Raw genomic sequence first — 17593 nt, forward strand, 5'->3', positions numbered from 1 at the left:
GGCTCAAAATACAGGGGCATATTCCTTAAGAGCTCTTCAGAATGGAGACCTTCCCATGCTCGTCCTATCTCGAAAAAAAAATCAAAGTCTACGATTCCCCAACCTTGACATCACGATCGAAATACTTCGTGTCGATGGCAAAACGGTGCGAGTTGGGGTAGATGCTCCTCGTGATATTCGCATTCTTCGCGGTGAATTGCCTGATTCAGAGGACATTGAACAAGAAAAGGCGGAAGCGGAGCTGGCCGCTGAAAAAGAAGGCCATGCACGGCATGAACTTCGCAATCGGCTCAACACGGCAAACTTGGCTTTGCATTTGTTGCAGCGTCAGTTGGATCTTGGCCGGATTAGCGATGCCGAGCAAACGCTTGTCCGCGCAGTTGAATCGCTGGCGGAACTAGACCGTTTGGCCGCCGAGCCAGTATCGACTCGCCAAGAACTCAAAGTGGATGGGACTTGCCGGGCGCTACTCGTCGAAGACAACGACAACGAGCGTCAATTGATGGCTGGTTTCTTGGAGCTTTGCGGTTACAAGGTCGATGCGGTCGAGGACGGGGTCGCGGCGATGGAGTACTTGGAAACTCACGAACGTCCCGACATTGTGCTCTTGGATATGCATATGCCACGAATGGATGGGCCGAAAACCGTTTCCGCAATCCGCAGCAACCCTGATTACGAAGGGATCAAGCTGTTCGCCGTCAGTGGAGCGGAGCAACAACTGGTTCCGACTGGCGACCAAGGTGTCGATCATTGGTTTTCCAAGCCGATCAAACCAGATGAATTTGCTCATGATTTAGCCGAAGAAGTCACCCGGACTTGTTTTTCTTAAGGTTACATCAGGGTTTCCGATTCTGCTTCCTTGCGTGCCAGCTTCCTTGCCATCCGGCTAGGCGTCCGCTTAGCGAAGGCGGCAATGGGCCGCGCACCGTCATAGGGCCGCGACCGTGTTTTCTTATGGGTTCTGGCGGCCGATGGCACGACGGAAGGATTCGAACGCGTCGCGATAGGCTGCGGGTGGTGGCGTGCGATTTCCCGCGTCCCTCAGTCCTCGCAGTGCATCGGCTTGTTCCTGGCGGCGAGTGGTCGATTGGGTTGGAGGGCGAATACCGAGGCTTTCAAGCGATTCCGCCAAATCACGTTGCTGCTCTGAATCGACGTTATCAATTTGCCGCACGTTTTTCCACCGGTCTGCGAAGCGCTGCAAGTCGTTCTCGCTCCAATTCAAATCATCAAGCAAATTTTGGTCCGGTGAGTCACGGGTTTCTTCGAGATAGTCGAGAACCATGTCGGTTGCCTTCTTTGCGTAGTCAAGGTCAACCGGATTGGGCGTCGTGGGTGGCTCCGAAATATCGCCCCCGATGTCCGTTCCTGTTGCATCGCCGCTAGACCCTTGCGATGCAGATGAAGGATTGGTTGAGGCTTGTGACGACGGATTTGAACCGTTCGGTGGAGGCGATTGGGATGAGGAATCTTGCATGGACGGTTGCTTCGACTCGCTCGGTTGTGCATCGCTACCTGTCTTTGCGTCATTCCTCTGGGGATCTTCGCCGGACGATCCGTCATTGGCCGGTTGCGCTGAACTGTCGCCTTGCTGATCGGATGACTGGCCCTGCTCTCCAGACTTTCCTTGCTCACCCGAATTACCTGTTTGTTCTTGGCCGGATTGCTTATCGCCAGTGGATTGTGAGTCCGTTCCTTGCTTGCCGTCGCTCGACTGTTTCTCGGCACTGCCTGTTTGGTTTATTGAATCGCCCTGTTCGCTGCCTTGCTGTTCGCTGCCTTGCTGTTCGCTACCTTGCTGTTCGCTACCTTGCTGTTCGCTGCCTTGCTGTTCGCTGCCAGTAGGTTGATCGCTGCCAGAGCCCTCTGGTTGGCTGGTACCTTCTTCGGCACCCTGTTTGCCACTTGCAGATTGTTGGTTTTCGTCGTCCTGCTGATTCCCTGAGTCTTGCTCATCGTCACCTTGGGGCGAATCGTTCTCGGATGCTTGGTCGGATTTGTTTTGGGGATCGTTCTGGGGTGTCTGTTTGCCTTGTGATCCTTGTCCCGATTGTTCGTTCTTCTTTTTGTCAAGGTAATCACGAATGCGTTCAAATGCTTCACCGTCATGCTGTGGCGGGCCGCTTTCGGACTCCGGTGTTCCTTGCTGGTTGCTCGATTGGCCTTGTTGTGAGGTACCTTGCTGGCCCTCGCGGGTCCCCGCTCGCTGCTGCTGGTGGCTTTCTTTCGACTCTGTTCCATTCGAATTTGTACCGTTTGTCTCAGTACCGTTTGTCTCAGCGCCGTTTGTCTCCGCACCGTTTGCCTCCGCACCGCTTGCCTCCGCACCGTCGGGTTGAGGCTCACCGTTTTGAGTGGGGTCACTTGGCTCCGTCCCGGTTTGTTCGGACGATTGCCCCTGTTGCGGTTGTGCCTCGCTACCCTGGTTGTTCGTATCGGGTGAGCCATTCGGAGAAGAGGGGTTCATGCCGTCATTGGCATTGTTGTCTCCCGTCTGCGGTTGATTCTGCTGGTTTTGATTAGAGTCGGACGCATTCCCGTTGCTTTTTGGATCCCCGGACGGTGAGTCGCTTTCGGCACCACCTTGCGAGTCGTTCTTTGAACCGTCTTGTTGTTTTTCTTGTGATTCCCCTTCGCCACCGGAGCTGCTACTTCCCCCAGAGCCTTCCGAATCGCCCTCTTGTTTTTCACCTGATTGCTCACCACTTCCACCCGATGAGCCTCCTTGGCCCCCTTCGGATTGTTGTTGCCCTGTTGAGTCAGTGGCGGGGCTTTCATCGGGTGCAGAAATCCCATCACCTGACTCGGGTTCCTCGCTTGGTGAACCACTACTCATCGTGATGTTCAGTTCCACTGGATCGGTCATTGTGACATTCGCTTCGACAAGCGGATCGTTATCGTCAAGTCGGTTATCGGTCGCGATTGCGATCACTTGAACTGAATCACCGACTCGCAAAAAATGTTCGAGTGGTCGAAAGCGATATTCGGCGATTTGATTCCCAGTGGCTCCGCTTGTTTCTTCCCATAGTGTGATGCGAGGCAGAACGTCGATTCCGCGGCGGATTTCGACTTCGATTCGACGGAGTCCAAAGTCAGGGTCGGCTGCATGAATTTCGATGATTTGTTGCGAGTCGATCGGGATATTCTTCGGCGACTGCTGAGGCATCACGATTGTCACCTCGGGCGCAAGGTCGGCGATTACACGAATCGGATAGACAATCGGTTCCGGATTGGTTTGTCCCGTCTCGTCTTGTACTTCGACGCGATAACTTTCAAGTTGAACCGCAGCGGACCGTTGACGCACATGACGAACGGGAAACGACACCGAAGCGAATGTCCCAGATTCATCGATTTGCATTTCCATTTTGCCCGCGGTTGCACGAACGCTATCGCCGAGAGGTTTGGGGTTGAATTGGATCGTTGCGTTTTGCACCGGCCGGTTGACCTTCGCGCGGATGGTCACCCGAGTGCCATCGATTGCTGTGATCGCTGCACTACTACTAGTGTGAGGTTCTGAGCCTGTGTAGTCCGGTGGTTGGTAGGCCACCGACTCGATGGCAACAACGGGGACGTCTTGAACTCTTAGTGTAAACGGCCCCGCTTGCGCGTCTCCGGCGAAGATCCAATAAGGTACCTCGCCAGCGGTAGAGTGGTCTAAAATGATCTCTCCGACGTAACGTTCGGATTCTTGATCTCGAAGCATTTCAGTTTCAACGGCTCGATCCGGCAATTGCCATCGGCACCAAGCCGGCTCGTCGTTTGGCAAGCCCGAGATGGTGGCCGAGATCGCTATTGTGCGGCCGGCGATCGCGATTTGATTCCCCGGTTTCACGTCTTTGATGGCAACTCGTTTTGCCGGATCGATCGACGCGGTCGGCATGAGCAACCGCCTAGCCGACTGCAAACTGTTCTTTGGCGATGCAAACCCATACGCGCCGATAACCGCTAGCATCGCGATCGATGCGAGCCACCAAGCCATCGTTCCGGTTGCTTCGGCGGGCAAGGCGTCATTTTTCCGAAGCCGCGCGGCGGCGTGAGCCCCCACTGATCGGATGACTTTGCCTCGAAGACCGGAATCGTCTTGCTGGTCGCGAAGTGTGACGAAGCTGGTTAGTTCTTGACGCATCTCGGGGTTGTCCCGCTCGATCGATCTGGCGGCATATTCGGGACGGATCGTGCCAGTCAGAACGGGCCAAATTCGCTTGACCAGCATCCAACTGATCCACCCCAGTAGTGCCACACAAAAAACGAGGCGAAACAAAATCCCGGGAGAGTAAATCCATTGGTCAAAAATCACCCAGGCCAACAATGCTGTGCCGACCCCCAGAATGACCTTCAGCGAATTGCGGACCAATTCTGCCCACCAAAGTGCATTTTGTGCTTCATGGATTCGCGATTCGACCAGCGAAGCGACTTCATCAAACGACCTTTTTGCGGCACCCCGTCCGGGTGGTTTTCCGGTTAAAGGACGGGTCGAAGTGGGGGTAGATGCCGACATGTGACTCGCAAAACGAGATCCAAGAAAAGATTTCTTTTATTATAATCGCCCGTGAATAAGCGACAAACGTCAACCTGCAATTCGAGTGGAGCTGACAAAGGCTGCCAAATCGTGGACAATTCTAATCTTGTATGGTTCTTTTGGAACGAAAGAGGGAGTTTAGCATGAAATGTATTGGGGCGGTGATTGCCAACCGCTGGCTCACTTCGTGCTACAATTTCTCTGTACGTCCAACTCAAACTTACTCCTATATTCTTCGACATCCAAAATATGAGATATGCATTCCGACTGGCGGAATTACTAGGCCACACCCCTGACCGACGCAAGCGACCGGGAACGATTAAGTCAATCGTCGAACACACTGGTCTTGACCGGCATCAGGTCGCATCGCTTCTAAAAAACGAAGCGAAGTATATACCATTGGATGCCCTTTCGCGGCTTTGTGACTACTTGATCGACCATGGTTATGCGACTGCGGACCAACTACCTGGGGCTCTCTTTGCGGTTAATGCTGAGAATTTTTGGGAATTGCTAGCTCGGCGAAGCGATATTGAAATTGTGATTGGCGTTCGCCAAAACGAAGGGGAGAGTTCGCCTGAGAACGCGACAGTGGTCGCCAGCGATTCGGTACTCTTTGGTGAGTTACTCAATGGGGTTTCCACCCTCGGTGGAGCTGCCAAGCACAAGACGCGATCCGAAGGTGAGGATGGAAAGGCAATTGAATTGCCAATGCCAGACCGCTTGCAGCAAACGCTTGTGTGGAGTCCCGGGCAAGTCTCCCTCGAAGATGCTCGTTCACGAGCTTCGGAAGTATTCGAAGGTTTCGTCGAAGCCCAAAACGATCGAGGCATGGTTTGTATTGGCAGCGTGAAAAGCAATCCCGTAGTTGAATTGCTGTTCTCCGACGCATTCGGATGCACTCCTTTTGTGACCGAAGACGATGTCGATGATGTTTCGGCCCGATCTTGCCCGTTCTTTTTGCGTTACCGCGAGAATGATCCGAAACCGGGGGCCGCGTCGGCGGGAATGCGATTGAGCAAGAACGAGGATGCACCCGAGCCAGGTTTCTATTACGAAAAAGACGACGGCACTTGGGCGTACGCCGGTGGTAAGGGGAATGACGCAGCGCTTGTATTCTACATTTACCGTGAAGCTCTTGGCCGACTCGACATGGTGCTCAGCGGATTTTCAGGTCGCGCGACTCGACTTTTGGCGAAGACTTTGGCAATTCGGGGTGAAGAGTTTTGGCCACCCGTTTACGAGCATGGTGGGATGCAGGTCGGTGCTTACTTAGTTCAGTACGAAAACACCGATGCGACCCCTAGCCGCGATGACTTGATCTTCAATCCTGGCGGTGCCGCTGAGATCATGCCGCTGTCAGAGAAAGCCTTGGCTAGGCGATTGTCGAAACGGTAGGCAAGCCGTATTGAAAACGCCAATTTCGTTGCGATGGCGACTGGCTGCCGTTGTGAAATTCGTCGTCTGTGTCAAACGGTGGCTAACAGCCACCGTTTTTTTAATGCTCAACTCGGTTGTGCTCGCCCGTGGTCTAACGGTCGCCAGCAACATCGAGTACTTCTTCAAGCTGCATGGCGCCATCGTAGATCGATCGTCCGACGATAGCCGCAGGCATTTCCACTTTGACCAATTTACGAACGTCGTCCAACGTCGTTACCCCGCCGCTGGCAACAAGCGGGATATCGGTCGCGGCGGCCATCTGGGCGAGACCTTCAAAGTTCGGGCCTCGCATCATGCCGTCGCGTGCAATGTCGGTGTAGATAATCGCAGCAATTTTGTCGGTTCGGTTGCGAAGATCTTTGGCCAATTCAACTGCGGGAGTGCTGCTGGTTTCCAACCAACCATCGGTCGCTACCATTCCGTCACGGGCGTCGATGCCGGCTGCTAGTTGCCCAGGATACTTCTCGCACATCGAGGCAAACCAATCAGGTTCCTTCAGGGCAGCCGAACCGACAACCAATCGACTGAGTCCGAGGGCCAGTAGTGCTTCGATCGCTTGTTCGTCTCGAACGCCGCCACCAAGTTCACACTGAAGCCCCGTTGCTTCCACGATTTTTTTTACCGCGTCGCGATTTCGTTCAGGGTCATCGCCACGGGCGGCGTCAAGGTCGACAAGGTGCAGTCGTTTTGCTCCTGCATCGCGCCAGCGAATCGCGAACTCGACTGGATCGTCACCAAAAACTGTTTGGCGATCATAGTCACCCTGGCGAAGCCGAACAGGTTTTCCATGACGAAGATCAATCGCGGGCCAGATTTCCAATGCATTCTCCTCAATGTTCCACATTCAAACGGGCGGCCAAAGTTGCCGCTGGAACCCAGTTTACCAACTTATGCCCGATTTTTCACGATGGCTCTGACGATTGATTCCATCTTTGTTTCAGCTGCTTTTCCCGCTGCGAGGACTTCTTCGTGATTCGCCCCCGCTTCTCCGATGGGGGCATCGGGACGCGCAACATTGCTGACCATCGAAAGCCCCAAAGTTCGCATTCCAATGGCTGACGCAGCCAACACTTCCGGCACGGTGCTCATGCCCACAACATCAACCCCAATTCGCCGCATCATCCGGTACTCTGCCCGCGTCTCGTAGGTTGGTCCAAGGGTTGCCAAGTAGGTTCCCTGGTAAGCCGTGAAGTTCCGTGCAAGTGATGTTTGTATGGCTAGTTTGGCCATTGGAGGGTCATAGAGATTGCCACGGCGCCCCAGTAAGTTTCTGGTTTGTGCCTTCGGTATCCGGCTGGGGCCATGGATCCAGTTCAGGTGATCACGAATCACCACAATGTCGCCGACGCGAAGCTTCGGGTTCACTCCGCCCGCAGCATTACTGGCGATCAATCGGTCCGCGCCGAGCGACGCCATCACGTAAACCGGAAACGTGATTTGGTCGATCGTCCATCCTTCGTAGCGGTGAAAGCGACCTGCCATCGCCACAATCGGTGTGTCTTCAAGTTCGCCAAGAATCAGCTGCCCGCGGTGACCACCGGCAGTCGATCTCGCAAACCCGGGAATCTTGTTAAAAGGAATCGCGACGGCCTTTTCGATCTTGTCTGCTACTCCACCAAGTCCACTGCCGAGGATGATGCTGGTCAACGGTTTCATGGTCGATCGGCTGTGAATGAAATCACAAGCTTCGTCAATCGATCGTTGCTGCACATCCGTGGTCGTCGGTTTCTTGCTCACTCGGCTGTCTCACTGATTTGCATTCTCAATCTTCGATTGCTTAGGTTGGTATCACGTAGGCGTTGCGCGAGCGTCGGCGTGAGGATTGAAGTGAAATTGGATGGAATGAATTGACATGGCGTTACTTCGCAGCACGCTACGTTGAGTATCGACATTGGCCGAGTCTCACTCAGGCAATGCGAGGTCTCGTTCAGGCAATGCGAGTTTGGCCTGATTCTGCGACAATTCGGCGCACAAGGGTGATCAGTTTAGGCGAGGCTTCATTGGCTGTCGCAATGATCTCGTCCACATCGGCTGGCTTGAGTGCATCGGCCAGACACATGTCGGTGATCACACTTAATCCGACGACCTTCAAGCCGGCATGCACGGCGACGATCGTTTCCGGTACCGTGCTCATTCCGACAACATCTGCGCCAATCGTTCTTAGGAAGCGATACTCGGCACGCGTTTCCAGGTTTGGTCCGGTAACGGCAACGAAAACTCCTTTGTGAATTGCGATACTTTCTTGTCTCGCAATTTCGATCGTACGATCGATCCAAAAGGGATCGTACGGGGCGCACATATCGGGAAAACGCGGTCCCAAACGGTCGTCATTGATGCCGACAAGGGGATTGTCACCCATCAAATTGATTTGATCTTCGATGACCATGATGTCACCGGAGGAGAAGTAGGGATTCAATCCGCCACAGGCATTGCTGACAACGAGAAGCTCTGCGCCGAGCGCTTTGAAAACCCGCACAGGAAGTGTGATCTGTTTTAACGGGTAGCCTTCGTATTGATGAAAGCGGCCTTCCATGGCCACAACTGGAACGCCAGCGAGTTGCCCGCAAACCAATCGTCCTTTATGACTTGTTGCTGTCGAAGTTGGGAAGTGAGGAATGTCACCGTAATCGATGGTTGCTTCGACTTCGATCTGTTCGGCTAAGCCTCCCAAACCAGTGCCAAGAATGATACCGACTTTTGGTACCGATGCAAACTCATTTTTGATTTTTTTAGAAGCGTCTTCGATTTTGTCAAACAAGTCTAACATTGATACCCTGCAAGTTATGTTTCAATTCGTTGTTTCATGAATGTCTTAGTGCGCTGTTAAGCCGCACCCACACTTCGGTATGATAACGACTCTTGGAGAGTGTGTCCGCATACGAGGCGGAATCGGTTAAGATACAAAACGGATTCGAGTTAATTCGTCACCACGCCGTTCTCATTGCGACTCCACTCGACAACCGCTTTTCCCGTTCAAGGACTCCGCTCGATTATGTCTGTCCCTTCGCCTGATGTTTTTGAAAAGCTCGCTTCGTTCTATTTGGGCCGCCATTACGATTTGGCGAAAGGGGCACTCCAAGACGACTTGCTGCTGTACGATGCGAAGGATCTTTGCACGCACGCGATGTGCGTTGGGATGACTGGTAGCGGTAAAACGGGGCTCTGTTTGTCACTGCTCGAAGAAGCCGCAATCGACGGGATTCCCGCGATCTGCGTTGATCCCAAAGGGGATCTCGCCAACTTGATGTTGACGTTTCCCGAGCTGCGTCCCGAAGATTTCCAGCCCTGGGTCGATGCTGGTGAAGCAACTCGCAAAGGGGTTACGACCGACGGTTTGGCGGCTGAGAAAGCGAAGCTTTGGCGGAAAGGAATTGAGTCTTGGGGACAATCGCCATCGCGAATCGCCAAGTTTAAAGAGAGCGTTGACGTCGCGATCTATACGCCCGGCAGCAACGCCGGTATTCCGATGACAGTGCTAAAAAGTTTCGATGCGCCTCCCGCGGCATTGCTCGATGATTCCGACGCGATGCGGGAACGGATCACCGGCTCGGCGTCAGGATTGCTAACGTTGATGGGGATCAATGCCGATCCGCTGCTTTCACGTGAGCACATTCTAATCTCTTCGATTCTCGCCACGTGTTGGCGTGAAGGAAAGAACGTCAACATCGGCGACTTGATTGGAATGATTCAATCCCCGCCAATCGAACGAGTGGGCGTGTTGGACTTGGATTCGTTCATGCCGCCAAACGATCGCGCGAAGTTGGCGATGCAGTTGAATAATCTGCTCGCCTCGCCCGCTTTTTCAACATGGCTTGATGGTGAGCCATTGTCGATCAAGAATCTGCTTTACACCAGCGAGGGAAAGCCACGGCTAACGATCCTATCGATTGCCCATCTGAGCGATTCGGAGCGAATGTTCTTCGTTACGATTTTGCTCAATGAGCTATTGGCGTGGGTAAGAACCCAAAGTGGAACGAGTTCGCTACGAGCGATGTTCTACATGGATGAAGTCGCGGGCTATTTCCCGCCCGTGTCAAATCCGCCTTCGAAGCCGCCAATGTTGACCCTGCTGAAACAAGCCCGAGCATTCGGTGTTGGGATCATGTTGGCGACTCAGAATCCTGTTGATTTGGATTACAAAGGTTTGTCCAACATCGGAACCTGGTTTTTAGGCCGTCTGCAAACCGAACGCGATAAAGCGCGAGTACTCGAAGGACTTGAAGGAGCCGCTTCTCAATCGGGAGCCAAGTTTGATCGAGCGGCGATGGAACAAACGCTTGCGTCGCTTGGTAACCGAGTTTTTGTGATGAACAATGTTCACGACGACGGACCGAGTATTTTTCAAACGCGATGGGCGTTGTCGTTCTTAGCCGGACCACTTGCGCGCGATCAGATCAAAATGTTGATGGCCGATCGGAAAAAGCGACTTGAAGATCATTCCACCAAACCGGCATCCGAGTCAGTCAAGAATGAACCAGCAGCGTCATCCCGACCGGTCGTCCCCAGCGGGATAGATGAACGTTTTTTAACCGCAATCTCAATGTCCGCCGACGGTAACCGTCTTGTCTATCGCCCTGCGATCTATGCCGAAGGCACTTTGCACTTCGTTCGAAGTTCCGCGGATTTAGATAAATGGGAAGATGCCAAGCGAATGGCCCGATGTGGTGCAGGAATTCCAGATGACATATGGGAATTGAGTGAACCGCTTCACATCGATGCCGAATTGACCGAAAACTGCGATGACGATTTCACGTTTAGCGATTTGCCCAACGAACTTCGTAACGCGTCGAAGTTTAAGACGTATGCAAAACAGTTCAAGGATTACTTATATCGCCATCATGCAATCACGCTCTACAAGAGTTCGTTGCTTGGCAGCTATGCACCGGGAGGATGCAACGAAGGCGATGCAAGGATTTTCTTTGAACAGGGTGCACGCGAGGAACGTGATCGAGAAACCGAGAAACTGAGAGACAAATACGCGAAGAAAATGAAGACACTCGACAAAAAACTTCAATCCGCCAAGGCTCGCGTGGCGGTTGAGGAAGACCAGTACGAGCAAGCCAAATTGTCGACGGTCGTTTCGTTTGGTGCATCGATCCTCGGCGCATTCCTAGGCAGAAAACTTGCCAGCCGTACGAACGTCTCGAAGGTGTCTACGGCCGCACGCGGTGCGGGCCGAGCCGTTCAGCAACGCGGAGATATCGCGCGAGCCGAAGAAACCTTGAGATCACTGGCTGTCGAGATGACTCAGTTGGATGAAGAGCTTCAAAGTGAAATCGCTGTTCTTGGCGAGAAGTACGATGTCAAAACATGGGAACTCGACACCACCGTCATCGCTCCGCGAAAGAGCGATCTAAAAGTCACTGGTCCCATTATTCTATGGACGCCATGGCAAGTGGATTCGACTGGAATCGCGACACCGATTTTCTGACCTTGCGTGACTGCCGTGCGGGTTTACGGAATCAAGTCTTAAATCGTTGGACAAGTCCATTGAGCTCGTCGGCAAGATGATGGAGTTCATCACCCGCGTTTTGTGTTTGCACGGCTCCAGTAGAGGTGTGACGTACGGATTTGTCGACGCCAGCAATGCTTTCGCTAATCTGAGTTCCCGCGTTTGCTAATTTTCCAACGCCACTTGCAACGGTTTCAGCAGCCTCGGATGTCTCGGTGATATTCTGAGCGATTTCGCGAGTGGTGATGGTTTGTTCTTCTACCGCGGACGCAATCGTGCGTGAAACCTCCTTGACCTCATCGATTACTTCGCTGACTTTGTTGATTGCATCCACAGCGTCAGACGACGAAGTTTGAATTCCCGTAATCAAAGGGCGAATTTCCTCGGTTGCGTCAGCCGTTTTGCGGGCAAGCTCTTTCACTTCACTGGCAACAACTGCGAAACCGTGTCCGGCTGCTCCAGCTCGGGCCGCCTCGATCGTTGCATTCAATGCAAGCAGGTTTGTCTGGCATGCGATGTCTTGAATCACTTCAATTACTTGCCCAATTTCGTTGGCCGAGTCACCCAGCACCGAGATGGTGTCGTTGCTGGATTGAGTGAGTTCCGCCGCATTGCCTGCGACCGACGATGCATGTTCCGCTGCGTTTGCAATCTCAGTAACGCAATTTGCTAATTCTTCTGCTGCGGAGGCAACGGATCGGACATTGCCCGTCATTTGCTCCGAAGCGACTGCCATCGAGTTCATGTTAAGGCTCATTTGCTCTGTGGCAGTTACAACGGTTGTGGTTTGAGCGGTTGCTTCCTTTGCACCCCCGGTCAATTCGTTTGCAGTCGATGCAAGCATGCTTGATGCTTTGCCAAGACTCTTCGAATTTCCGGCGAGACTTTCAATCATGACACGCAGTTTTCCAACAAATTCGTTGAACCAATAAGCAAGTTCGCCAAGTTCGTCTTTTTTCGAATCGTCCAGTTTTCGTGTCAGGTCGCCTTCGCCTTCCGCGATGTCTTTCAGCATTGAAACGGCATTCTTGAGTGGTCGGACGATCATGATTGATGCGACAATCCCGATGCCTATGACAACAAATGTCACGAAGATTGAGATGCCCCCTGTCCACGCGAGCATCGAGTTTGAAGCTTTGTTGCCGATTTCGGTGATTTCGTTGACTGCCGCAAACGCCTCACTGCCATTTTGCTTTCCGAATAATCCCCAGTCCTTGTCGAAGAACTTAAACCGACAGTAGGCAGCAACGACGTCGTTGCCGTGCGAGTCTTTCCACACACCTTGCCCAATAGCATCAGGCGTCTGAAATGCTTCGGCGATGTAATCCGTTGCAATCTCCGATCCAAGCGTGTACTTTGGATCCATGGCCGTCAAGTCGCTTCGGAATGTTGTCTTCCCTGTGTCTCGGTTAAGGCCAACAAGGTATGTACAACCCGTTTCGCCCATCCCGGTCCTGGCACACATGATCTCATTGATCGGCTCTTGAGTTAATTGCAGGGCAGCAATCAAGCTCAGCTCGCCATCTTTCATGATTGGGGCGCCAATAAACGCGGCGGGGTCAAAGTTGCTCGGCTCGTAAGGTTCAAAATCAGAAAAGCTAAACGCTTTCGTTTGAATGATGTCTCGCACAAGCTGACCAAAATTGGAGTCCTTGTATGGGCCAGTGAGCATGTTGGTATCGTAATCGGATTCACGGCAAACGGTGTAGATGCAATGCCCCTCCGGAGACAGTAAGAGCAAGTCATAGTAGCCGTATGTTTCATTGAAGTTTGCGAACCAATCGGATTTGCCTGCCTCCTCCTGATTGATGACTTCAAGCAGCGAAATCGTGGTGATGATGCACCAGTTGTTGTTTGGGATTTCAAGCGGCGAGTAGCAGACCAGTTCAAGGTTTCCGGTACTGCCTGTCTTCTGAAGCGTGCCACGATTACCGGATAAAGCTAGTTCGATGTATTTGTCGGATTTTTCGTCGCCGATTCGGCCTGATTTGATGACTCGGTCGCTACGGTAACTGCTTCCGGTAGCTGTTTTTCCGATTAAATAGGTTTCGCCCGTTTTCCCTAAGCCCTCACGGCGCTGTGCGATTTTGTTGAGACGATCTGCGTCAATTTGCAGCGCCACCATGCCGATTTCTTCTCCGGAATCATTGAGAATTGGGCTGCCAACGAAACCAACGTACCGTCCGTCGCAAGGGGTGTAGGGAGCAAAATCGGTGAAAGCTGTCTCTTTGGTGTCTCTGACCTTTTGCCAAAGATTCGCAAGCCCCTCTTGTTTGAATTTTCCCTCTGCCAGATTTGTTCCGCAGTCCGCGTTACCTTTGACGCTATACATGACGTGGCCATGAGATATGCAAATGACGTACGCATCACCATAGCCGCGAGCGGAAACATACTTTGAAAGTAAGGCTCCATAGCTTTCGCTAAGCTCTTGATATTGGAGCGTTGAAGTGTCGTAAGATTCGTCTGCTCCGGTCTCCATTTCATCGTGATACTCTTTCAACTTGTCAAACAGTTCATACAGGTCAGAGCTAGATGCGAGCATATCCATATCCAGTTTTACTTGCTTGAATTCTGCTTCCACCTCCTTCTTTGCTGAGTCCTGAACGTCTTTCATTTTCTGTTCCGCTGCTGCTTGCATGGTGACGACCGTGTCGACTAATGAATCCATATCCCTTTGTCGATCGTCACAATAGTTTTCCATAAGCTGCTTCTTTAAATCTCGAAGAGCAACTAGCTGTGATTGTGCCCGTTCACTGAATCCCTCTGCAGCAGTCTCCTTAACGTTTTCCATCCCCTTCACAGCAACGCGGTAGCTTAAATATCCGACTAGCGTAATCGGTATGAGTCCGCATCCTACAAACATCAAAACCAGTTTCGTCGATATCTTCATCGCAACAGTGCCCCAAGTTGAAATCAAAAAAGTGTGTTCGTTTTGTCAATCACGACGCTCAATCGAAGGTCTTATGCCTAGATTGAGCGTCCGCTTATTGGAAGCATAGGCCACTCATTTGCATTGGATTCGTCGGTAGGCTGCGACAAAACCGCACATCGTTTTTGGGTTGCCAAACGATTTCATGTGCTCGAAGAAGAGGGTGTCCGGGAGCATCGGCCGTCCCCCAAATTCGCACGTGATAGGATGTTACCAATGCCATTGGTTTCTCAGGCGTTGTCCCCTTCGTCGGGCGAGCGGGGGTTGAGGTTGTGTCGATATAATGGATACCGCAGACGAAAGCTTCAAAACGGAAGTAAGATTGGCAACGCGTGGTTTCTGTATCGGGGGTTGCGTTAACTTGGCTTGGTATCATGCAAAATTGGTGGTTGATGTTATAAGGAGTGATTGAAAATGGAGGCGATGTTGTCCAACGCTCTAACAAATCAAATGTTCAACCACTCAGCGCGGATCGAGGGCACAACCGTCTCTGCCATTTTTTGACACCGAATCAACGCCTTGGATCTCAAGCGGCGACTCCGCAACACCCTTGCCCCAGGCGCGATTGCGTAATGACTTGCTCGACTATATGACCCGACTACTACCGTTCAGGCTGGGGGGGGACTTGCTGAGGACGGCGGCCGGAATTTGGAACAAGCATCGTTTGGTTGGCATGTGGTGGCATTGCAATAATGAGTCTGCACCGGCGCGACCGAAACTGGTTATTGTGTTTTTCCGCGGTGCACCCATGCAGAGCGGTGCACCCATACAGAAATGAGCGTCTTTGAAATCGAACTCAATCAACCAAACTAAGGGAGGCAATATTGGATCGGATCTTCGATATAATTCGACCAATTAGAACTCGCGTCTCGAACTGCAGCGACGACTGATTATGATAGGGGGTTACTCAGAGACCACTCTTCAAATCAGCTGCCCATCATGAACCCACTCAACTTGTTTCGCCGGTCTCGCCGCAAGACCGACCACCCGAATGCTCACATGACCTGGGCGTCGCGAAGTGTGGCAAAGACGGTTGCTCGCACGGGATTGTTCCTGAAGAAACAGCTTTGGGTCTGGCCAATTGTTGCCGTCATAATGCTGTCGACGATCGGCTATTTTGTGCAAAATGCGATCGAAGCGACGATCAAGGGCAATGTACATGCTGGACTTCTGAGTTTTGTCAACATTGAAACAGAGATGCTTGAAAAATGGTTTATGGTGCAGGAATCGACAGCGGAGTCTTTGGCCAATGATGCAACGGTGCGTAACACGGTCTACGCATTGCTTGAGAAAGACGAAACATCCGAGTTGGGGACGAAGGTCCAAAAACTTGAAGCTCAGCGAAAACTCGCAGACGAACTCGCTCCTGCCCTCTCGGCTCACGACTTTGCCGGCTTTCTATTGGTTGATAAAGCAAACCGAGTGGTAGCTTCGTCACACGCAGCAATCGTTGGCGAACAGGATGTTCCGGAGTACGAGTCTTTTACCGAACGGGCACTCAACGGCGAATCATTTGTGTCGCCACCATTTTCGAGTGTCGTGATGATGAAGGATGCGGATGGCCGATCGCGGATGGGAGTGCCCACGATGTACGCTTGCTCTCCGGTGCGAGATCAGTCATTTCAAGTGATCGCTGTATTGGCACTACAAGTTCGACCAGAACGCGAGTTCACTCAGATTTTGCAGCTCGGGCAAGTGGGCGATTCAGGCGAAACGTATGCCTTCAATTCCGAAGGGGTAATGGTCAGCAATAGCCGCTTCGATGAATCACTCATTCTTCTTGGCCTCTTGCCTGATCAACCCAGCTCTAGATCAATGCTTCAGTTGATGATTCGCGATCCTGGCGATGATATGACCAAAGGATTTCGTCCTAATGTACGGCGATCGCAATTGCCTTTGACGGTCATGGCTTCTGACGCCATCGCAGGTAACGAAAACGTCAATGTTGAAGGCTATCGTGATTATCGTGGTGTTCCGGTGATCGGAGCTTGGCGCTGGCTTCCGAAATACAAAATCGGAGTGGCAATTGAAGTTGACACGGCACAATCGTTCCGCCCCTTGGTTATTCTGCAAAGAACATTCCTTTTTATCTATAGTTTGCTGATTCTCAGCGCCATCGCAATCTTTGTGTTTACGTTGATTGTCGCTCGCTTGCAACGACTATCGCGCGAGGCGGTGATCGAAGCCCAGCAACTCGGCCAATACACTCTTGAAGAGAAACTTGGTGAAGGTGGCATGGGGGTTGTCTACAAGGGACATCATTCGATGCTACGACGTCCAACTGCAATCAAACTGTTGCATGCCGAAAAAGTAAACGAGACATCCATCGCACGCTTCGAACGCGAGGTACAGATCACTTGTCAACTCAATCATGCCAACACGATCGCGATCTATGATTACGGGCGTACTCCCGAAGGTGTCTTTTATTACGCGATGGAGTATCTCGATGGCATTGATTTACAGGATCTTGTGAACACCTACGGCCCACAATCCGAAGCCAGGGTGATTCATGTTTTGTTGCAGATGTGCGGTTCGCTCTACGAAGCTCACTCACAAGGGTTGGTTCATCGCGATATCAAGCCTGCGAACGTGATGTTGAATCGCCGTGGTTGTGAACCGGACGTCGTGAAAGTACTCGACTTTGGTTTAGTCAAAGCGATTGAACAATCTGAGGACGCTCGCCATATTGCCGAGGGGTCGCTAACGGGAACGCCGCTCTATATGTCGCCTGAATCAATCCAAGCCCCTCTGTCGGTCGATGCACGATCAGATATCTACGCGGTTGGTGCGGTTGGCTATTTCTTGCTGACAGGTCATCCGGTCTTCGAGGCTTCGAACCTTGTTGATCTGTGTCAAAAGCACATTGATGAGTCGCCTGTTCCTGCGTCGAAGCGAGGCAATATCAAAGTATCAAATCAGCTTGAGGACGCTCTGATGAGTTGTTTAGAAAAATCACGAGCGAAGCGGCCGCAAACTGCGAGGGATTTGTCACTTTTGCTTTCCGCCTGCACGGCAGCCGGGCAATGGTCAATCGCCGATGGTGACCGTTGGTGGGGCCGACACGAACGCGGTTCTCAAGCGGATGCCAATAACACGTTGACGCAGAAGTCATCCGTGGTTGTGGAAGCGACCTTGGATCAAACGACGGACATTACGGCGCAAGATGATCAATGATGCCTCCTGCCCTTTGTTTCCTTGCGGTCCGGTGGACAAGGCAATCGGCCCAGCAGTGAAAGCAATGGCGTTTAGCAAGCGA

General features: G+C 52.2%; 9 protein-coding genes. 4 read left to right on the top strand and 5 right to left on the bottom strand.

Going from position 1 to position 17593, the window contains the following annotated elements; translation table 11 throughout:
- Positions 1-55: 55 nt before the first annotated feature.
- The gene (locus CA13_RS16650) at positions 56-829 is read left to right on the top strand and encodes a response regulator (RefSeq protein ID WP_419194461.1); all 774 of its coding nucleotides are present in this window, start codon (positions 56-58) and stop codon (positions 827-829) included.
- A 123-nt stretch (positions 830-952) separates the two neighbouring features.
- On the opposite strand, the gene CA13_RS16655 is transcribed toward CA13_RS16650, so the two are convergent.
- A complete protein-coding gene (locus CA13_RS16655; RefSeq protein ID WP_146398475.1) occupies positions 953-4498 on the bottom strand; it encodes a hypothetical protein in 3546 nt (1181 codons plus the stop codon).
- A 270-nt stretch (positions 4499-4768) separates the two neighbouring features.
- On the opposite strand from CA13_RS16655, the gene CA13_RS16660 reads away from it, so the two are divergent.
- The gene (locus CA13_RS16660) at positions 4769-5914 is read left to right on the top strand and encodes a helix-turn-helix domain-containing protein (RefSeq protein ID WP_146398477.1); all 1146 of its coding nucleotides are present in this window, start codon (positions 4769-4771) and stop codon (positions 5912-5914) included.
- Positions 5915-6047: 133 nt separating this feature from the next.
- Here CA13_RS16660 and hisA read toward each other — a convergent pair whose 3' ends face one another.
- The 3 genes from hisA to CA13_RS16675 form a co-directional block, all read right to left on the bottom strand.
- Positions 6048-6776: a 1-(5-phosphoribosyl)-5-[(5-phosphoribosylamino)methylideneamino]imidazole-4-carboxamide isomerase gene (hisA, locus tag CA13_RS16665; protein WP_146398479.1), complete on the bottom strand. Its 729-nt coding sequence runs from the start codon at positions 6774-6776 to the stop codon at positions 6048-6050.
- A gap of 68 nt (positions 6777-6844) precedes the next feature.
- Positions 6845-7693, bottom strand: a complete 849-nt coding sequence (locus CA13_RS16670) for a purine-nucleoside phosphorylase (protein WP_146398481.1) — start codon at positions 7691-7693, stop codon at positions 6845-6847.
- Positions 7694-7883: 190 nt separating this feature from the next.
- The gene (locus CA13_RS16675) at positions 7884-8723 is read right to left on the bottom strand and encodes a purine-nucleoside phosphorylase (protein ID WP_146398483.1); all 840 of its coding nucleotides are present in this window, start codon (positions 8721-8723) and stop codon (positions 7884-7886) included.
- Between the two features lie 225 nt (positions 8724-8948).
- Here CA13_RS16675 and CA13_RS16680 point away from each other — a divergent pair, with 225 nt between their 5' ends.
- On the top strand, positions 8949-11387 hold the full coding sequence (locus CA13_RS16680; protein WP_146398485.1) for an ATP-binding protein: 2439 nt from the start codon (positions 8949-8951) through the stop codon (positions 11385-11387).
- Between the two features lie 31 nt (positions 11388-11418).
- Here the strand turns inward: CA13_RS16680 and CA13_RS16685 are convergent, their stop codons facing one another.
- Positions 11419-14298 (bottom strand): methyl-accepting chemotaxis protein, encoded by a 2880-nt coding sequence (locus CA13_RS16685; RefSeq protein WP_146398487.1) that lies wholly within the window; start codon positions 14296-14298, stop codon positions 11419-11421.
- Between the two features lie 978 nt (positions 14299-15276).
- Between CA13_RS16685 and CA13_RS16690 the strand changes: the two genes are divergently transcribed.
- The gene (locus CA13_RS16690; protein ID WP_146398489.1) at positions 15277-17511 is read left to right on the top strand and encodes a serine/threonine protein kinase; all 2235 of its coding nucleotides are present in this window, start codon (positions 15277-15279) and stop codon (positions 17509-17511) included.
- Positions 17512-17593 lie beyond the last annotated feature (82 nt).

Origin of the sequence: Novipirellula herctigrandis, from assembly GCA_007859835.1 — a bacterium.
Taxonomy (GTDB): domain Bacteria; phylum Planctomycetota; class Planctomycetia; order Pirellulales; family Pirellulaceae; genus Novipirellula_A; species Novipirellula_A herctigrandis.

Bases quoted from the DNA above. Each gene is read 5' to 3' on its own strand.
- CA13_RS16650 (WP_419194461.1), top strand. From the start codon at position 56: ATGCTCGTCCTATCTCGAAAAAAAAATCAAAGTCTACGATTCCCCAAC.
- CA13_RS16655 (WP_146398475.1), bottom strand. From the start codon at position 4,498: ATGTCGGCATCTACCCCCACTTCGACCCGTCCTTTAACCGGAAAACCA.
- CA13_RS16660 (WP_146398477.1), top strand. From the start codon at position 4,769: ATGAGATATGCATTCCGACTGGCGGAATTACTAGGCCACACCCCTGAC.
- CA13_RS16675 (WP_146398483.1), bottom strand. From the start codon at position 8,723: ATGTTAGACTTGTTTGACAAAATCGAAGACGCTTCTAAAAAAATCAAA.
- CA13_RS16680 (WP_146398485.1), top strand. From the start codon at position 8,949: ATGTCTGTCCCTTCGCCTGATGTTTTTGAAAAGCTCGCTTCGTTCTAT.
- CA13_RS16685 (WP_146398487.1), bottom strand. From the start codon at position 14,298: ATGAAGATATCGACGAAACTGGTTTTGATGTTTGTAGGATGCGGACTC.
- CA13_RS16690 (WP_146398489.1), top strand. From the start codon at position 15,277: ATGAACCCACTCAACTTGTTTCGCCGGTCTCGCCGCAAGACCGACCAC.